This is a genomic window from Enterococcus sp. LJL51 (assembly GCF_049894025.1).
GTDB lineage: Bacteria > Bacillota > Bacilli > Lactobacillales > Enterococcaceae > Enterococcus_L.
In genome coordinates, this window is sequence record NZ_JBNEQE010000005.1 from 211,718 (window position 1) to 228,785 (window position 17,068).

23 protein-coding genes are annotated in these 17,068 nt (G+C 37.0%); 4 read left to right on the forward strand and 19 right to left on the reverse strand.

All coding sequences use genetic code 11. The features are described 5' to 3' along the window. Together ACPWSO_RS07465 and ACPWSO_RS07470 are read right to left on the reverse strand one after the other, a co-directional pair. Positions 1-2,388 carry a glycoside hydrolase family 9 protein gene (locus ACPWSO_RS07465; protein WP_426082272.1) on the reverse strand — a complete coding sequence of 796 codons (2,388 nt, stop codon included), beginning with the start codon at positions 2,386-2,388 and terminating at the stop codon, positions 1-3. After that, positions 2,381-3,349, reverse strand: a complete 969-nt coding sequence (locus ACPWSO_RS07470) for an ROK family protein (RefSeq protein ID WP_426082273.1) — start codon at positions 3,347-3,349, stop codon at positions 2,381-2,383. Before ACPWSO_RS07470 ends, ACPWSO_RS07465 begins: the two co-directional genes overlap by 8 nt. 186 nt (positions 3,350-3,535) lie before the next feature. On the opposite strand from ACPWSO_RS07470, the gene ACPWSO_RS07475 reads away from it, so the two are divergent. The 4 genes from ACPWSO_RS07475 (at position 3,536) to ACPWSO_RS07490 (ending at position 7,246) form a co-directional block, all read left to right on the forward strand. Next, positions 3,536-4,597: a LacI family DNA-binding transcriptional regulator gene (locus ACPWSO_RS07475; RefSeq protein WP_426082274.1), complete on the forward strand. Its 1,062-nt coding sequence runs from the start codon at positions 3,536-3,538 to the stop codon at positions 4,595-4,597. After that, positions 4,597-5,403 (forward strand): HAD family hydrolase, encoded by an 807-nt coding sequence (locus ACPWSO_RS07480; protein WP_426082275.1) that lies wholly within the window; start codon positions 4,597-4,599, stop codon positions 5,401-5,403. The genes ACPWSO_RS07475 and ACPWSO_RS07480 overlap by 1 nt, the downstream gene beginning before the upstream one ends. A gap of 66 nt (positions 5,404-5,469) precedes the next feature. Further along, the gene (locus ACPWSO_RS07485) at positions 5,470-6,570 is read left to right on the forward strand and encodes an SIS domain-containing protein (RefSeq protein WP_426082277.1); all 1,101 of its coding nucleotides are present in this window, start codon (positions 5,470-5,472) and stop codon (positions 6,568-6,570) included. Positions 6,571-6,874: 304 nt separating this feature from the next. After that, the gene (locus ACPWSO_RS07490; protein WP_426082278.1) at positions 6,875-7,246 is read left to right on the forward strand and encodes a YxeA family protein; all 372 of its coding nucleotides are present in this window, start codon (positions 6,875-6,877) and stop codon (positions 7,244-7,246) included. Between the two features lie 195 nt (positions 7,247-7,441). Here ACPWSO_RS07490 and ACPWSO_RS07495 read toward each other — a convergent pair whose 3' ends face one another. The 17 genes from ACPWSO_RS07495 to ACPWSO_RS07575 form a co-directional block, all read right to left on the reverse strand. Next, complete coding sequence (locus tag ACPWSO_RS07495) at positions 7,442-7,732, reverse strand: hypothetical protein (protein ID WP_426082280.1); 291 nt, start codon at positions 7,730-7,732, stop codon at positions 7,442-7,444. Positions 7,733-7,756: 24 nt separating this feature from the next. Beyond that, positions 7,757-8,128: a hypothetical protein gene (locus ACPWSO_RS07500; RefSeq protein ID WP_426082281.1), complete on the reverse strand. Its 372-nt coding sequence runs from the start codon at positions 8,126-8,128 to the stop codon at positions 7,757-7,759. A gap of 124 nt (positions 8,129-8,252) precedes the next feature. Then, positions 8,253-8,579 (reverse strand): hypothetical protein, encoded by a 327-nt coding sequence (locus tag ACPWSO_RS07505; RefSeq protein WP_426082283.1) that lies wholly within the window; start codon positions 8,577-8,579, stop codon positions 8,253-8,255. Positions 8,580-8,710: 131 nt separating this feature from the next. Further along, positions 8,711-9,616, reverse strand: a complete 906-nt coding sequence (locus ACPWSO_RS07510; protein ID WP_426082284.1) for a class I SAM-dependent methyltransferase — start codon at positions 9,614-9,616, stop codon at positions 8,711-8,713. Positions 9,617-10,121: 505 nt separating this feature from the next. Next, positions 10,122-10,514 carry a hypothetical protein gene (locus ACPWSO_RS07515; protein WP_426082285.1) on the reverse strand — a complete coding sequence of 131 codons (393 nt, stop codon included), beginning with the start codon at positions 10,512-10,514 and terminating at the stop codon, positions 10,122-10,124. Between the two features lie 144 nt (positions 10,515-10,658). Next, positions 10,659-11,000 carry a hypothetical protein gene (locus tag ACPWSO_RS07520; protein ID WP_426082287.1) on the reverse strand — a complete coding sequence of 114 codons (342 nt, stop codon included), beginning with the start codon at positions 10,998-11,000 and terminating at the stop codon, positions 10,659-10,661. A 313-nt stretch (positions 11,001-11,313) separates the two neighbouring features. After that, on the reverse strand, positions 11,314-11,622 hold the full coding sequence (locus tag ACPWSO_RS07525; protein ID WP_426082288.1) for a hypothetical protein: 309 nt from the start codon (positions 11,620-11,622) through the stop codon (positions 11,314-11,316). 482 nt (positions 11,623-12,104) lie between these two features. After that, positions 12,105-12,596 (reverse strand): hypothetical protein, encoded by a 492-nt coding sequence (locus tag ACPWSO_RS07530; RefSeq protein WP_426082290.1) that lies wholly within the window; start codon positions 12,594-12,596, stop codon positions 12,105-12,107. A gap of 176 nt (positions 12,597-12,772) precedes the next feature. Further along, a complete protein-coding gene (locus ACPWSO_RS07535) occupies positions 12,773-13,093 on the reverse strand; it encodes a hypothetical protein (RefSeq protein WP_426082292.1) in 321 nt (106 codons plus the stop codon). Between the two features lie 169 nt (positions 13,094-13,262). Further along, positions 13,263-13,610 carry a hypothetical protein gene (locus ACPWSO_RS07540; protein ID WP_426082293.1) on the reverse strand — a complete coding sequence of 116 codons (348 nt, stop codon included), beginning with the start codon at positions 13,608-13,610 and terminating at the stop codon, positions 13,263-13,265. A gap of 7 nt (positions 13,611-13,617) precedes the next feature. Further along, positions 13,618-13,926: a hypothetical protein gene (locus tag ACPWSO_RS07545; protein ID WP_426082294.1), complete on the reverse strand. Its 309-nt coding sequence runs from the start codon at positions 13,924-13,926 to the stop codon at positions 13,618-13,620. Further along, the gene (locus ACPWSO_RS07550; protein ID WP_426082295.1) at positions 13,910-14,668 is read right to left on the reverse strand and encodes a hypothetical protein; all 759 of its coding nucleotides are present in this window, start codon (positions 14,666-14,668) and stop codon (positions 13,910-13,912) included. Before ACPWSO_RS07550 ends, ACPWSO_RS07545 begins: the two co-directional genes overlap by 17 nt. Before the next feature lie 236 nt (positions 14,669-14,904). Continuing rightward, positions 14,905-15,288 carry a hypothetical protein gene (locus ACPWSO_RS07555; protein WP_426082296.1) on the reverse strand — a complete coding sequence of 128 codons (384 nt, stop codon included), beginning with the start codon at positions 15,286-15,288 and terminating at the stop codon, positions 14,905-14,907. 396 nt (positions 15,289-15,684) lie between these two features. Beyond that, the gene (locus ACPWSO_RS07560; protein WP_426082297.1) at positions 15,685-16,008 is read right to left on the reverse strand and encodes a hypothetical protein; all 324 of its coding nucleotides are present in this window, start codon (positions 16,006-16,008) and stop codon (positions 15,685-15,687) included. A 161-nt stretch (positions 16,009-16,169) separates the two neighbouring features. Beyond that, positions 16,170-16,421: a hypothetical protein gene (locus tag ACPWSO_RS07565; RefSeq protein WP_426082298.1), complete on the reverse strand. Its 252-nt coding sequence runs from the start codon at positions 16,419-16,421 to the stop codon at positions 16,170-16,172. 31 nt (positions 16,422-16,452) lie between these two features. Further along, complete coding sequence (locus ACPWSO_RS07570; protein ID WP_426082299.1) at positions 16,453-16,716, reverse strand: hypothetical protein; 264 nt, start codon at positions 16,714-16,716, stop codon at positions 16,453-16,455. A gap of 38 nt (positions 16,717-16,754) precedes the next feature. After that, positions 16,755-17,068: transposase (locus ACPWSO_RS07575; RefSeq protein WP_426082300.1), on the reverse strand; the 314-nt coding region annotated here is incomplete at its 5' end.

Genomic DNA, 17,068 nt, shown 5'->3' on the forward strand with positions numbered 1-17,068 from the left:
TTATTCCCCTTTTCTATTTTCAAATTTGATTAACTCTGCTGTCAATGATAGCCATTTCCCCGCTATACCAACCCAGACTTCCTTATAGGTGGCATTGTTAAACTGGGGCCAGTACGGCTGGTCCTCATCGCCAAAGGTCTGCATCCCAACCGGCATCTCTCCTGTCAATTCTCCTGAAGAAACAGAATACTGCTGTGGATAGTTATAACCTTCACCATATATCATCGATTGCCCAAATGGATTCTTACCTACCATCCATTGAAGCTGCTGATGCCCCATATCTACTAATTGCTGCTTTTCCAAAAGACGTCCCATCACTGCTGCACTTTTTCCCATTGAGAGCAGAATGCCATTGTTGCCGCGGAAGGAGAACCAGACAGGAAAGCGTTTTACATATAACCCTTCACCAATTTTTATTCCCTGCTGCAGCTGCTTTTGATAGCTGTCTTCTGCTTCTACGTCCACAAGTAAATGCTGTTTGTAAAAGCTTTCTTTTTCCTGCCACTCGTTCTCTTTATAGACACCGCTGGCATACATTGGATACGGATCAGTAAACTGACCAAGATATGCTAGATATCCTGCATACTCTTCTGCCCGCTCCCGCCATTCAGCAGAGTGTTGGTTGCCTACGACAGCTAGTACCTCTTCAAACGCCTGAGCATAGAGGTGCTCTCTCGCCTGATGATTGAAATGCTGAAAAACCTGATGACGTTCATCTCGATAAAACATTCCTTTCAAAATAGTGCCGTCATCTAACTGGATTCCCTCATGCTCCTGACATTCCAGAAGCTCTTCAAACCAGCCCGTCATTTGTTTGTAATAACTGCTGTCCGCTGTCAACTGATACATCAGCGCTGCAGTCCAAGACATCGTTGCTAAAAATCCGCTTTTAGACATGCTGTAGGTATGCTCCCAAAAGACAGGTTCATGCTTAAAGCCTGTTTGTTCAAATCCAGACAGTGCATGAAGATAATCTTCCTTCACCACCTGAAGCAGCTTTTCCCTCAATACATATTCTACCGGCAGTGTTTTAATTATTTTTGCCAGTAATCCTGTAATCAGGAAATTATCATAGGGGCTGTTGTGAATTCGAGGTAGAGCATCATCCATCGTGCCAATGCGATTGTCTGTCCAACGAGTAATTCCTGCACTGGTAATCCGATCCCCACTGTCTAAACGTGTTTTCAGGATAAAATCAATGCCCCACTCGCCTTCCTCCAGCAGCCGCAGATACAAGGATTCATTTTCCTGCACCGCTTCTGCGGCTTCGAAAAGACTTGCCGTTACTTCCGCAGTCTGGACCAATTGCTGTGACAAATCGCCAGCATCATGCCAGCCGCCGCTGAAATTGACTAACGCTCCTTTATACTCCACTGTCAAATCCTCATGACAAGTTCCATGGATACCATGTATAGGACAGCCGCAGCGCTCACAGAAAATAAAGTTTAAGGATTTCCAGATAGACGCTTCTTTCAGCGCAGTTACCTGACCAATTTGAAACGGCTGAGTCCTTACCTCACCAATTTGAAGATAGTATTCACCTTCATTTTGAACCTCTGAAAAGTCTAGCAAGCCAAATCGACCATTTTCTGTTTCAGCTGTTTGGATGTCCCCTTGGAAGACGATAGCTCCGGTTTTTGAATCGTTTAATATAAACCCCATTTCAGAAAAATCATCCCGATTAATAATAGCTGTTTTCGTAAATTGAGGATGATAGCCGATATGAGAAAACACAATTTCCCTATTAGGAGCCTGCCAGCCCTTGGCAGAAGTACTATGTTGATTTTTCTCCAAACGTACATTGCTGATGGTATAGCTTAGCTGCCCCGGAAGATTCATATAGGAACCATTTGCTCCGGAAAAAATTCGAATACCGATAACCGCTTCCCTCGGTAAATTGCTGATATCAAGCACATAGGTACTGACCGACTGTCCTTCTAAATTGATAACGTGGGTTCCTTCCCGATTGTAGATATCTGGAATCTTAATTTCACCGTCATTTTCCAGCGTAATCGTTACATAGGGATTGACGACATTCACACAAGCAGCTGAAATATCCAGTTTTATTTGGGTAAAATCCGTCCAATCTTCTCTGGTAAGAGGAAGATAAGCTTCGACTTCACCAAAGTTCACATAGTCGCCATCCTCAGGCGCCCCTTCCGCCCAAGAATCATAGCGCGTACTGCTAAACAAAGAAACTGAGTCGGAAGCGGTTTCAATCTCACCTCGCCCTCGATGCTGCCAACTGCGGTAATCATTAACTAATGCCCGCTGTGCCAGAATGACCTCTTTGTCCAGCTGCTGTTTTTCAAAGGACCAGGTTCTCTCCAAAGGAAGCGGCCGATGGATATAGCCGGAAGCTCTCAGTTCTTTTTCTAAATTATGCATTCTTTCTTTCTCCTTTCTGTTTTATAAAAACCAATGCTGCTGCTCCTTTCAAAGCCACGGCATTAGGATCAAGGGCTGTTACAGAAAAACCTTTTGTAACAAAACGGATTGTTTTCTCATTTAGAAACGTTACCAAATGATTCAAAAACCACCCGCTGTTCATCACACCACCGCCGAATACAACCGCTTCAGGATCGCTGACGCGAACCAGATTCATCGTCAATGCCGCCGCTGCCTGCAGCGCTTGATTAATTACCTTCTGTGCCAGCAAATCTTCTGCCTCATATGCTTGAATTAACGCTTGAAATGAGATCCGCTTGTTCTCCTCCTTCGCTGAAATCAGCGAACTCTCAGGATAATCAGCTGCCAGCTTCATCGTCTGATTATGCATGCCTAAACCTGAAGCAAACAGCTCTACACAGCCAGTCCGTCCGCAGGCACACTGCTCTTCACTGTTCATATCAACAACCATGTGACCAACCTCACCGGCATTGAAGTGTCCTCCTGTGATTAACCTGCCGTTTGTAATAATCCGTCCGGCAATTCCTGTACCAATATTGATGTAGACAAAATCTTTAACTTTTTTTCCCACTCCAAGCATATTTTCAGCCATGGCAGCCCCAGAAACATCGTTCGTTACCCAGCACGGCAAATGGAACAGCCCGCTTATCTCATCAGCAACAAAAATCTTTTCTGAAAGACCGGGGTGGATTTCCAGCCATTCGCCCTGTTCAGTATCAACACGACCAACTACACAAATCCCAATACCCACAAGCTTTCCGTGAAGAACGTGGTTATGTAAATAGTCTTTTATGGCCTCTTTTATTTTATCTACAGCAACCCGCTGGTTTTCTACATTCGAAGGATATTTTTCACTGGACAGAATCTCACCATTTTCGGTGACCTCCCCTACCAATATCTTTGTTCCTCCTAAATCAACAGCCAAAACAGTCTGCATCATTTTTACTCACCTCAGCAATCTGATAACGTTACCAAATAATTATATATTGATTTCGCTTACACGCTTATAATAACCTCACTCAAATACGTCTGTCAATACTTTTTAAAACATTTTAGAAACGTTACCAAAAATTCTTGATTTTTTTTCATACCTAACATACACTAAGAAGTGAGGAGGACCTTTCACATGAAAAAGAATATAACGATTAAAGAAATAGCAAAAAAAAGCGGTGTTTCTGTTTCAACAGTTTCCCGTGTTTTAAATAATCATCCATCTGTTTCTCCTGCTAAAAGAGCTAAGGTTCAGGCAATCATCAAGGAAGAAGGCTTTCAACCCAGTATGCTCGCCCGAGGCATGGTTTCAAATAAAACACGAACATTGGCAGTCGTTGTTTCAGATATTACTAACCCGTACTTCACTTCTCTTGTTTCAGAAATTGAACTTGCCAGTCAGGACCAAAACTATTCCCTGCTGCTTTTCAATACAATGACTGCAGGACACCAAAAAAAGGCAGACAGCAGCTTTACTGAGCGGGATACCTTCAACACCATTCTTGAAAAGAAAGTAGACGGGGTTCTGATTCTCGGAGGCGAAATCGACTTAGATGAACCCAATCCGGAATATCTACTGGCCTTGGAGCACTTGAATCAACAGGTGCCTGTGCTGATTGTCGGTCAAAAGCAAAAAGACTGTTCCTGCTCCTTTCTTGAACGTGATTTAGAAAAAGGTGTTTTTTTAGCCATGCAGCATTTATTAGCACTCGGCTATCGAAGGATTGGTTTTATTGGCGGAGAACCTGGCGTTAAAATTACCACTCAGAGGGTTCAGGCATTCGAAAAGGCACTTTCACTATACAGCACTTTTGATTCCTCTCTGCTTTACTTAAGCGATTTCTATACTGAGGATGGGTATCAAACCATGACAGAAATCATCCGACAAAAAGAAATGCCTGATGCGGTTCTAGCTATCAATGATCGAGTGGCTGTGGGTGCTTTTCGGGCATTGGCGGATCACGGACTTTCCTGTCCAGATGATATCGCCATTGCCAGCTGCGATAGCTTTCCAGATGGAGAGTATCAGATTCCCCGCATCACAACAATCAATCAGCATAACCAAATATTAGGACAGCTAGCCGTTAAACGACTGCTGAAGCTAATCAACGAGGAGCCGCTTGGTTCTATTGAGCTGCATTCGCCAGATTTGATTATTCGCGAGTCCTGCGGCATTAGAAAGGGTAGAACAACGTAATGGAAAAACACTTAATCTTTATGGATATCGATGGCACACTAGTTGACCGGGAACAAAATATCTCTCAGAAAACCAGAACTGTCATTACTGAGCTGCAAACCGAAGGTCATCAGTTTTATGTTGCCACTGGGCGCAAATATTCTTCGGCTCTCCAAGTCGCTCAGCGGCTAACCCTGCAAACTCAGGTTGTAGCATCAAACGGCAGTATTTACTCAGTAAATGAAACACTGCATAAAAAGCAGCTATCAAAAGAAGCACTGGCGCTAGTTTATGAAACAGTAACTGCTTGTCAGCTGCCGATGTTTTTCTTTGGAGAACATACCGTTTTTTACACAGAACAGCTGCCGGAATACTTGCAGAGAAATGATCAGTCCCGCATTGCTAATGGAGAAGAGGATTTTCTGTTCGTTGATTCTCTAGACACTTTAATGTCTGTCAGCACACGGATCGTTAACGGCATTGTCATCGCTGACGAACGGGAATCAGAACTCGATGCTATTCGGGAAATACTCTTAAAAAGTAATTTACTTTCTGTTTCCTCCTCCCATCCAAACAATATCGAGCTGATTCCCAAAGGAGTAAATAAGGCCACCGCCATCCAACAAATTCAAAAAAGCCTAGCGGTTCCTCAAAAACGGATTATCAGCTTTGGCGATGGTCTGAACGATTTGGAAATGCTGCAGGCCTCCGGCGTCAGTGTGGCGATGGGAAATGCTGTTGATCAGCTAAAAAGCCAGGCGAAATATGTAACCGGTACAAATACAGAAGATGGCATTGCCAACTTCCTAATCAACTATTTTAATTAGGACTTGCCTAAAATGATTGAGAAATGACCATTTCAGACAGTCCCTAGTACAAAGGAGTCCATGAACATGACAAAACCCACAATGCTTTCTTATATTTTAGAAGAACAGGACAAGCTGACAAACGCAATTAAAAGCTATCCTAAAAATATTGATCAGGCGATCCAAGGTCTGAGCTTAACTGCTGATAACTGGCTGGTTCTGGGAACTGGTTCCAGTATCAATGCAGCCAAAAGCGCCAAGTATTATATCGAGGCTGTTGCCGGGGTGAAGCTGGCGATCGAAGAGCCCTACAACTTTACTCATTATGAAAAAATTGATCCTGAGCTGCAGGTCGTTTTAGGTATTTCCCAGAGCGGACAAAGCACTTCAACCATTGAAGCTATGGCTAAGGTAACCGCCCATCATTCCGTTCATACAATGGCAGTTACCAGTATTCCAGACAGTGAAATCACAAAAGTTACTACGACTACATTAGATATTCTATCCGGTCGTGAACGAGTAGGCTATGTGACCTTGGGCTTTTCGGCAACTGTACTGGCACTGATGCTTTTAGGTCTTAGAATCGGTGTTAAGAAAGGCTTAATTTCCGAAGAACAAGAGCTTGCTGAATTGGATGAGTTCCTTGAATTGACCAGCCGCTTTAATCAGTCAATTGAGCGTGCGACAGCTTTCTTTGAGCAGCACCGTCAGGACTTTCAACAAGCACCGCGCTTTACCTCTATTGCCTATGGTCCTGCTGTCGGTACAGCAAAGGAAATGGAGACAAAATTTTCAGAAACCATTCGGGTTCCTTCTCAAGGGGTTGAACTTGAAGCCTTTATGCATGGACCTTATCTAGAAATCAATCCGGAGCACCGCTTATTTTTCCTTGATACGCCGGCAAGGCCTGAAATTATTGAAAAAGCAGGACTTTTAAAAGCCTACGAGCAAAAACATACTTCTCATGTCTTTACAATTTCATTACGCTCTGAGGCTGCAGCAGACAAACATACTTTAGCCCTAGGAAACTGCAAAGATGAACGCAAGGCTCCTTATCTAGCGATTATTCCTTTTCAAGTGTTCTGCTGGTATATTTCCAGAGAAAAAGGAATCGATATTACTCAGCGCATCTTTACTGACTTCTCACAAGCAGTAAAAAGCAAGACAACCGTTCAGGATTATGTATAAGTCCAATCTATAAAAATAGAATAAACTCCGTTCAAAGCAAAAATACCTTTACAATCGTTCGTCAAGGATCAGCTGTTGTAAAGGCGTTTTTGTGCTCCAAGCAAAGAAAAACTAAGCCATCCGCAGGATAGTCTTTCATCAATAAGTTTGACTTAGAAATCAACCTGTAGACGGATTTCAAAATTTCTGTACATGATAAAATAGCTCTTGTCTTACCAATACGTGTTTGAGATTTCAACGGCACACAAGAATAACTGTCTCGAAATTTTCAGCCCCCCCCCAAAGAAAGAGAGGAATTTTATTTATGAAATTAGTCAAAGGATTAGCAGGGTTACTAGCAGCAGGAGTTATTCTATTAGGAGGACTGGTTTTGTTTACCAGAAATTCTTCCGGTGAGCTTGCAGGAATCGTTGATCGTTTCAATCCCCTTGTTTCCGAAGGCGAAGTATACGTAAAAACCAAAGAAGCCGATGAGATTAACGGCTATGGAACCGCCCGGTATATCCAGAAAGCAGCTGATGAAAATGGTAAAACAAGAGAAGTCGATTTCAATGCCATTAGCGAATTAACCACTGGAAAATACTTAAAGCTGTACAACAAGGGCGCGTACATTGAAACTTACGAAGAAGTAGCCAGAGAGGCTGTCCCGGAAAAAGCATTAACTACGATTGAATAATAATAAACCACCTAAGCAAAAACTGGTTCAGCCTTTGCTTAGGTGGTTTATTTAGTTGTGAAGAAGGGCTTTTTTTGATGCATTGTGAAAGGATAAATTTGTTTAAAACTTCTCCCCCTATCAAGACTTTCCTGTTATCTATGAACATCTAACACTTTCTATTAATTACGCCGCAAAATAAAAAGAGTTTCTATGCTATTTTTTTAAATACTCCCTCGTATAAGGTGTCTCCTCTATTATCAACTCATCACCACTTTTTCTAATTATTAATGTAGCTTTAGACATAGTTTCTTGATCGTTTATAAGACCATTTGGTTTTACATCACTCGGTTGAAGAAAACCACATTCATTATAACTTAGACTAAATCGTTGTTTTTCTAATTTATTAATTGATAACTTATTCTCTCTACAATAGTCACTAACAAACTCTATTGCTAAAGCTTTCTGCAGTTCTTCTTCCATCTTCCATTTATCTATTTTTTTCATTTTCATTCTCCTATACTAATTGAATCATTCGCCATTATCTAATGATTTAAGTAATTCTTTTCCCATTTTCCGACATTTTTCCCACTCTTCAGAATTTTTAACAGCATCGTCGTCCCATAAATCTTTGTCTAGTCCCATCTGTTCTAGCATGAGTTTGATTTTGCTCATTAACTCCATCTGCTTCTTTGTTATCCATTCATGTTCATATAATATTTCTGCTCTCACAAAATCTGTATACAAAAAATCAGAAGCTAATTCATCAGAGAGAACTGCATTTTTTAAATGTTGACTTTGCTTATTAAAATCACTTGAAAAAAATTTTATTCCCCCAATAAAAAAATCATATATCTTTGATAATTCTTCTATATCGTAGTTCATACTTTTAACACCTTTCAATAGGGTACATCCCAATTCCCAAATCTTTAAAGTCAATTTTAGCTCGACTACTTCCCTTGCTCTTCGACACTAGCTAAGTCACTATCAATAGATAATTCGTGTAACTTCCAGTCTGTTCGCTGATTCATTTCCAATCTTCCAATAACGAGTCCACTCTTTCTTTTTCCACTGGTTTTGCATTATTGTATTGTTCCATTTGCCCCAAGGCTTTTAATCCAGCTGTACCTATGTGACTTAATAAATAGCCATTGGCATAAAACTTATCATCATCTTTAAATGACATTTCCAACAAATATTTTTTTACCTCACAAGTATCTATACTATTCATCGAAATATATCCAACAATATGATACATCAGTAATGTATCTTCAATCGTTAAATAAGCTTCAATTTCCTTTGTTGACAACTCTTTATTTCTAAGTTGCTCTAATATTTTATAGGTTGATTTCAAATCTATCTCTCCTCATTTGAAAAAGGCTTTGATGTATTCCGTATTGAATGACGTTATCACTAAATATTCTCATAACCGTGGGTCGCTCATACTTAGAACTAAAATGAAATCCATCTTTGTGACATAAATTTTTATCCCGGTTTCACGTAATTATAAATATGGCCTCTTTCCAACTCACTAAACAATAAGCCCTTTTCCAATCTGTATTTGCTGTGATACCAATCAAAATGAATACCATCAGCTACCGAATGACTATACTCAAATCCTGTTTCAAGGATTTCACGTTCTATGGATTCAACAGTCATCGCCTTCTTTTCATTTTCAATCATCATTTTTTTAAGATCACCGCTGAAGTTAAGTGTTGAGAGTATCCCACCTTTTTTCAACACTCTGTACGCTTCCTTAAAAAGAATCGACGCCATCGAATTTTTTGATTCTTTATCTTGAATATGAACGATATCATAAAGCAAAATCACATCTATACTATTATCAGGAAAATCAAGCGCTGAAGCTCCATTTGTATGAATAGTTTTGATGTTATGGATTGCATATCTCTGTTCTTTTTCCTTGATCCACTTCAATGCTTTCGCGTCACAATCTACTGCAAACACTTCGCCTGTTTGTTCTAATGCCAGCGAGCAGCCAATTGTATAGTGCCCATACCCGCAACCGAAATCAATCACACGTGCATCTTTTTTCATACCAACCTTTTGCATTAATGATTTGCATGTTGTTGTTTCCCAAGCTAAAACCTGTCCGTGAATCCCTTCCTGTTTTTCTTCGTTATTATCAATAGATTCAAGGGTAAATGAAGTGGGTGCACCTAAGCCTATATCTTTTTTTATTTTACTGATAATATGCAGATAGAAGCCATCCATCTTACAGAGTAGATTACATATGTAAGTTTTATCATTAATTGTTACACGTACCTTTTGTGTTGTCTCCTTCTCTAATCCTGCAGCTGCTTCAGCAGGTATCTTCATCAACAATCGGCCACTATCAACAGCCGGTATTACAGCATCAAATGTTATTCTCATTTAACTTTCCCTCTCCTCTTTTCTTAAAAACCGTCTAATCTGGTGATATTATCCATAAATTTTCATCAAGTCCCTACCTCATCGTACATAACGATCCACGCCGTCTTCTTTCAGTTTGCACTTGGACTAGCCAGCTGCTTGTTATCTCAGTCAAACCAATATTCAAAGCTGGCTTTAGAGCATTCGGTTCTGGAAACAGCTTAGAAGAAAACGCATGGATGGACAATCACTTCTGTTTTAAATAACCAATACTGAATTTTATAAGAAATCATCACTCAATGTGGTTGAAGGTATTGATTTTTTTATGAAAGTAATGTGGATATCTTAATTTTTATGTATTAAAAGGTATTAGCTTTTGATTCGCTAATACCTCCTCAATAACATTAGAAATTTGTTAAATACTAATTCCATTAATAGAAAAACACTGCATTTTTCGTACAATAATCACAAGTTGTTTTTTTAGCCATTGGCAGCTTGATTAACAAGTGATAGAGTGTCTTTTTTATTAAATACTAATCTTATATTTTGATTCAATTCTTTTTAATAAGGTATCTTCATTTCCATAGCTATTGCCAATCCGCTCTGTTAAATCTTGTCCATACTCTTCTCTAATTCTATTATCCCATTCCAACATACACTTATTAACTCCTTCATGTTGTTTAACAGAACATCTTACAATTAAAGGATATATCCAATCTACATTATCGCAATCAATACAAATAAAATATTGTCTATTTTCTTCATAGCTGATAAAAAGATTTTCTGCATTATTCTTTTCCTTAAACTTAAATACTTTTTGTAGTTTATCATTATCATATTTTATTCCCATAATTTGTGATAGGTCTGTCATTATTTCAAAAAGATAATCATTTGCGAAATATATTTCGTATTGATACATATTTAACCTCCAAATTATTTTTTGTATTTTATAACAAAATTTATATTAGGAAATATTCGTTCAAGTTAATTAATAAGTACCTGTATACTATTCAAAGCTTTACTAACTAATGCCAATCAGATGGCATAATTTTTTCCTATATTACTAAAAATCTGATGGTTCTGTATATTCAATATGGTCATCTGATAAACCTTCTGGAAACTGTTCTTTTGGATATTCTCTTTCTAAAAGTTCGTTAAAGTTTTTTATTGTTTCACTCAATGCTTCCTGCTGAGTTTTACCAAAACCAACAGCAGACTCTGGGTAATTATCATCAGACCTCAATTTTATATTAATATCTGTATAACCAGAGAAAGTGCCTGATTTATCTTCATAAATTTTTACTTTCATTTTACCAAACGGAAGAATTCCTATCATCCAAATATTATATTCACCAACACATCGCTCAATTTTTGAAACATTCTTTAAAGATAACTTTTTCCACACAACTTTACTCTCCTTTTTATTGTTTTCCAAATAATATTATCTTTCCTATTGGTTTATGAAAATCAATGTATTTACCATTTTTGTAATACCTTACTATGTTAGAAATTGAAATATTACTCAAGTGAATTGTCATTTAAATCACTAAACCTTTTTTATCATATTAACGTTTTTCCAAACACTTATTATACTAGTAGAAAAAATTTAAATTTCTGTAGAATAAATATAGCTTTGTTAACAACTAGTAATTGTATACTCTCTATCAAGGATTTCTGATTTGACTGGTAATCCAGTAACAGAGTGCCATTTTGTATGTTTATTTTTTTAATGCTTTCTCAGCATATAAAATATCAACAGATAAATCTAAATCTGAAAATTTTTTCTCTAACTCTTTGAGTAAACTAATAAATTCTTTGCTCTGCAAGTTCTCAGAAATATCTTCAAAAACCTCACTTATCCATTCTATTTGCTTTCTCGAAGCCATTGCTAAATATTCATTTGTTTCTTTTTTATTTTTTGAAAAAATCTCGATTAATTCTTCCCAAATTCTGTTAACTTTTGGCTCATCTGGTAATAATTTTATTCTTTCTTCTAGTAATATTTTTACTTTTTCTGAATTGATCATTTCAAAACCTTCCTAACCTAAATTAAAATCTTCATTTTATTTGGAATTATTGTTGAAAGTTTGTCATTTTTTTCATTCATGTAAAATATTTCTAATTATATTTTTCTCTAATATAGCTTTCAAACAGCTACTTTGCCAAATCTCAATCCTTAGTCGTCTAATATTATGCATGCATTTCTATTAGTTAAGGGATTCGCGTTTTTTATGCTAAAGCAATCCAAACAGTCCTACTATCTTTGATTGCATTATTTAATATTCCACAAATTATTTTTAGAATTAATTTAGACTATATATATCTCAACTCGTTTATATCTAAACCTTGAAATTGATTTAGTGTACTTTTTTATCTTTTATTTCCCAAAGGCTTTCCTCGTACCAACCTGAATCAAGATGATAATATAAAGCTAGCCCTTCCCAACCATGTGCTGTGGGTTGAATCAATTCTATAATGTCATTATTGTCAACCTTGTAATCAAATTTTTTTATTTAACACTTTTAGTTATTAAAACTCCTCCTAAAGTATTTTTCAAATCCAACCTATCACAAATTGCATTTACCATTTCTTTTTCATTATCAACACTGATATGTTTATCAATTTCATCTCCATTTTTTACAAAAAAGACGATGAAGTCAGGTAATGCATAAACTTTTCTAAAAAAATTAAGCAGTTTATTATCAATTAATTCCGACTTTTCTTTATTAACAGCCCACTCCAAGTCTTTAATTAGCTCATGCTCACCTAATAATCTAAATCCAATATAGTTATCAGTTATCTCAGCATTGTTCATAAATAGGGCATATGATTTTTTAAAAAAATTTATATCCTCTTTTTTCTTGAAAATTAATTCTTCATTAAATGAAAATTGCTGTGGATCTTGTGAAAACCATTCATTCCCCCAATGAACAAGTATTTCAGTTAATCCCAAAGCAATAATATATTCCTCTTTGATAAATAAATCCACCGAATATTCCATAACACACCACCTCTTTTTTTATTTTGGAAAATGGAATGTTTCCACTCCTCCACGTATCCAACGTTTTTGAACCCAATCGTAAGTAAAAACATGTTGATGAACATCAGGATGATCTTGGGGTTGTCCATGATTTCCCCAATGCACTTCACTTAAGGGTACATCATACCCATCCACTTTTAGCCATGATCCATTAAATTCAGCTGTCTGTATACTTCACCAGTTTTAGAACTAGCTTTCCCGCCCAAAATAGTGTGAGGACGACCTTCTGCTAGAGGATCTGGTAAAGGTATTTCATTTCCCACCTCACCATGCTTATTAAGAGGAATAGGATTTCCGTCTATATCTTTTGGATAATCATATGGAGAATCGTCCACTGTCCCACTGACTTTCTCATATGATATATTCTCTTTTATTACCTGATCACCAGTTTTCTTATCCTTCAACACCACATCGTCCACAGTCAATGGATGTCCTGCATAATACGCTGCGATACTCACCTGAGCAATACTGCTCAATACGATGGACCAACTCTGGATTTTTTCTTATCTATATTTTAAAAAGGCTAAAGCACTGCCAAAAGACAGTGCTTGGATACAACTATAAACTATAAACTATAAAAAACAGCATATCAACAAGTAGCTAATTCTACATAACTTAAGTAACAACTTAATACCCCAATGATTCAAGTAATTCTTTTCCTATTTCTCGACATTTTTTCCACTCTATAGAATTTTTCACAGCAGCATCACTCCATAAATTTTTCTCTAAACTCATCTGCTCTAATATGGATTTAATTTTTTTCATTAAATCCATTTGCGTTTCTGTTATCCATTCATTTTCACATAATATTTCTGCTCTCACAAAATCCGTGTGCAAAAAATCGGAGGCTAATTCATCAGAAAGAGCTGCATGTTTTAAATTTTGGCTCTGCTTATTAAAATCACTGGAAAAAAATTTCATTCCATTGATAAAAAGTTCATATATCTTCGATAATTCCTCTATATCATACCTCATAATTTTATCACCTTTCAATATGGTAAGTCTTAACTCCTAATTTTTTGAAATCCAGTTCATATCTGCCATTAGAGTAAATTCTTACAACTGGTTCATTTGGAGCAGAAACCTTATAATATGGAAACTCACCATGATGACCTTTTCCCGGATGATATTGAACATAGCGTGAACTTCCACTAGTTCCAACTGGCGGATTCATACTATATCCTCCCCCTTCATCAAAAGAGATTCCGGCATATCTTCCATCTTTTAGCGGAGTAACTGTCCACCCCTGATTTTTTAATAAATCGACAATATCCTTAGGATTTTTTTCCAAGTAAAAAGCTTGGTGTATCAAAAATTTCATCAATAGTAACTGGATTTTTCCATCTAACATTATCAATTCCATACTGTTCTTTAAAATAATTATTCCAATCGTTCCCAGATACTGGATTTTCTGCACCAAAATCTGTTTTAGTGTTAACAGTTCCCTTATCCTTCAACACCACATCATCCGCAGTCAACGGATGTCCTGCATAATACGCTGCGATACTTACTTGAGCAATACTGCTCAATACGATGGACCAGCGCTGGGCTTTTTCTACATCAGTTAGAGGACGTCCAGTGTCGTAATCCACCCCTTCACGCAGTTCTATGGCTAGGCGGCTCATTTGATCTATATCGTTGCCCCGCTTAATTTCACGCCCATACAAATCAAATTCTTTTTCCGCCCATTCCCTATAGGCTTCGTTTACCTTATAATCATCCGCTGAAATATACGGTGGATTTTCCAGCCACATCCAGCTTTTCATTCCATATAAATCAACCTGAACGTATCTTCTGGTTTTCAGCTTCTCATCAAGGTCCATGCCTTCTTCTTTTAGTTTGCGCTTGCGCCAGTCGGCTGCCTTTTCTGCAATCGTTGTCGCCCAGTCCATATTCATACGGGACATATCAAAGACACCGTATTCTGCATTGTAGGCACTGCCGCTTTTGATTTGCGCCAAACCAGTATTCACCGCTGCCTTTAGAGCATTCACTTCTGTAAACAGCATAGAAGAAAACGCATGGAAGGTCAATCACTTTTGTTCCCAGTGACCAGCACTGAGTTTATTAAGAGAGCAATATAAATATCTTGTTTTTTTACATACCAAAAGGTATCAGCTTTTGATTCGCTAATACCTCCTCAATAACACCAAAAAATTTGCTAAATACTAATTCTATTAATAGAAAAACACTACACTTTTGTAAAATAAATACAGCTAGCATTTTTGTTATCCATTGATAACTTAAGGACATCTAATAGTAAAAAGAATTATTTACCTAATAAAAAATCTAACTCTTCGTTTGTCCATTTTTGATGTATCAATTTCTTGATTTCATCAGACAATTGCAAAATTTCTTTCCATTCTGATGCTGTTTTTACTGCTTTTACATGCCATAAAACTTCTCCTCTTTCGAGTTCTAAAAGCTTTGTTTGTAGCTGTTTACTTAGAAGAGAAATATTTCTATCAATTATATCATTTTCTTCTAATACTTCCCGTGTATATTGACTAAAAGAAGCTGGATAATCAATCGCTAATTCTTCAAATATTTGATGTTTGATTTCTTTATCTTCTAAATTAATTATTTTCATACCTAATCTATTTAAAGAAGAAAGGTAGTATTTAAAAGACTGTTCTATTGTTAGTTTTTTCATTTATCTCATCTCACTTATCTCTTAGTATGATAGTTGCTTTGTCATCATGTGTACGTATATACGTATCATCAACTAGCTTGACTCTTCCCGTAGAGCCTTTTATCCAACTGAGCCAAATCAAATTAACTCCCTTATCTACTAACAGTTAAAATAGACAAAGCGCACTTACCTCAACTGGTAGAAACACACTTTGCTTATAAAATATTTATACAGATGACGAAGTTCAATATATACCTTTCCTATTTCACCCTCAGAATCTATTAAACTGGTAAGCGAGACCTAAATTTTTCATCATAAACTAGCTTGTGTCTGACAACTAATCAAATACCAATTGTTCTAAAATAGTTTCGATAAACTTTCATCGTTTTCAAAGCTAAAAGCTCATTAAAATCTTTATTATGAAAAAGCACCTAGCACTATGTTCTTTTCTTCATCATTCAACAAATCAAAATACTCTGTAGTACCTAATTCTCTTAGTGTTGCTATCGCAACAAACTTGATAGTTACTCCAGGCAATCCCTTAGTTAAAGCTATATCTTTTCCAGTTGCTATTTTTGTTATTTTTTCAATAAGCAATATATCTTGAATTTTGTTTTCTGCAATTACCGAAAGGGTATTATACAGTACACCATCATTATCATGTGATAAATAATTAAATAAATCTTCAGTAGAGTATTCACCACTTTTTAGTTTCTTATCAATTTTATACCACGGTTCCATAAAGTATCTTCCTTTCAAGTTTTTAATATCCTAAAATGGCTTTTCTTTCTATGTAAATAAAGGTATTAGTTTTTAAATTACTAGTACCTTTCGTCAAACTAATTCAAGACTTTATCAATTGATTACCCGTCTCATGATAAAATACCTTTTTATTTCTACATTTATCTTTCTACAGAAGTTCTATCTGGAAATTTCCCGTCTTCTCGATAAAGTATCTGTCCTATTCTTTGAGTTGCCCATTGTACATACATTTTATCCGGAATTTTTTCATCATCAACTTTTTGCAAAAGAAATGTTTTCTTTTCGATTTTATTATATTCAATTTTTCCTAATCTATTTTCATTAGGACCAATACTATATACAACTCTTTTTTCGTCTTCAAAATCCTTAACCATTAACATATAAATTGCCATATCTTCTTATTCCTCCCAAGGTATCCATGTTCTACCTGATTCCACCAGTTTCATGAACAGCCCCACTAGTTCCCTTATCCTTCAACACCACATCATCCACAGTCAACGGATGTCCTGCATAATACGCTGCGATACTCACTTGAGCAATACTGCTCAATACGATGGACCAGCGCTGGGCTTTTTCTACATCAGTTAGAGGACGTCCGGTGTCGTAATCCACCCCTTCACGCAGCTCTATGGCTAAGCGGCTCATTTCATCTATATCGTTGCCCCGCTTAATTTCACGCCCATACAAATCAAATTCTTTTTCCGCCCATTCCCTATAGGCTTCGTTTACCTTGTAATCGGGAGTGGGACATAATCCACTCTCAAAAAGAAAATAAGCTCGATTTTGATGATGAATGTCAAAATCGGGCTTGTTTTTTTTTCTTCCCTTCTCTTTCTCTCCATATATTTTCCTAATTTTCTTAGATTTAGTGCCATGAGAGCCAAACCAACATCAATCTTCGCTCCTTGTTTTCCACGTAAATGGAAACGATGGAACGCCAAATGAGCCTTTAGATGCCCAAACACTGGTTCTACATCGATTTTCCGTTGTCGATAAATCGAACCTGTTTTTTCATCTGAAAGCTTCTTCTTGCATTCTG

Bases quoted from the DNA above. Each gene is read 5' to 3' on its own strand.
- ACPWSO_RS07465 (WP_426082272.1), bottom strand. From the start codon at position 2,388: ATGCATAATTTAGAAAAAGAACTGAGAGCTTCCGGCTATATCCATCGG.
- ACPWSO_RS07470 (WP_426082273.1), bottom strand. From the start codon at position 3,349: ATGATGCAGACTGTTTTGGCTGTTGATTTAGGAGGAACAAAGATATTG.
- ACPWSO_RS07475 (WP_426082274.1), top strand. From the start codon at position 3,536: ATGAAAAAGAATATAACGATTAAAGAAATAGCAAAAAAAAGCGGTGTT.
- ACPWSO_RS07480 (WP_426082275.1), top strand. From the start codon at position 4,597: ATGGAAAAACACTTAATCTTTATGGATATCGATGGCACACTAGTTGAC.
- ACPWSO_RS07485 (WP_426082277.1), top strand. From the start codon at position 5,470: ATGACAAAACCCACAATGCTTTCTTATATTTTAGAAGAACAGGACAAG.
- ACPWSO_RS07490 (WP_426082278.1), top strand. From the start codon at position 6,875: ATGAAATTAGTCAAAGGATTAGCAGGGTTACTAGCAGCAGGAGTTATT.
- ACPWSO_RS07495 (WP_426082280.1), bottom strand. From the start codon at position 7,732: ATGAAAAAAATAGATAAATGGAAGATGGAAGAAGAACTGCAGAAAGCT.
- ACPWSO_RS07510 (WP_426082284.1), bottom strand. From the start codon at position 9,616: ATGAGAATAACATTTGATGCTGTAATACCGGCTGTTGATAGTGGCCGA.
- ACPWSO_RS07515 (WP_426082285.1), bottom strand. From the start codon at position 10,514: ATGTATCAATACGAAATATATTTCGCAAATGATTATCTTTTTGAAATA.
- ACPWSO_RS07525 (WP_426082288.1), bottom strand. From the start codon at position 11,622: ATGATCAATTCAGAAAAAGTAAAAATATTACTAGAAGAAAGAATAAAA.
- ACPWSO_RS07530 (WP_426082290.1), bottom strand. From the start codon at position 12,596: ATGGAATATTCGGTGGATTTATTTATCAAAGAGGAATATATTATTGCT.
- ACPWSO_RS07540 (WP_426082293.1), bottom strand. From the start codon at position 13,610: ATGAGGTATGATATAGAGGAATTATCGAAGATATATGAACTTTTTATC.
- ACPWSO_RS07555 (WP_426082296.1), bottom strand. From the start codon at position 15,288: ATGAAAAAACTAACAATAGAACAGTCTTTTAAATACTACCTTTCTTCT.
- ACPWSO_RS07560 (WP_426082297.1), bottom strand. From the start codon at position 16,008: ATGGAACCGTGGTATAAAATTGATAAGAAACTAAAAAGTGGTGAATAC.
- ACPWSO_RS07565 (WP_426082298.1), bottom strand. From the start codon at position 16,421: ATGGCAATTTATATGTTAATGGTTAAGGATTTTGAAGACGAAAAAAGA.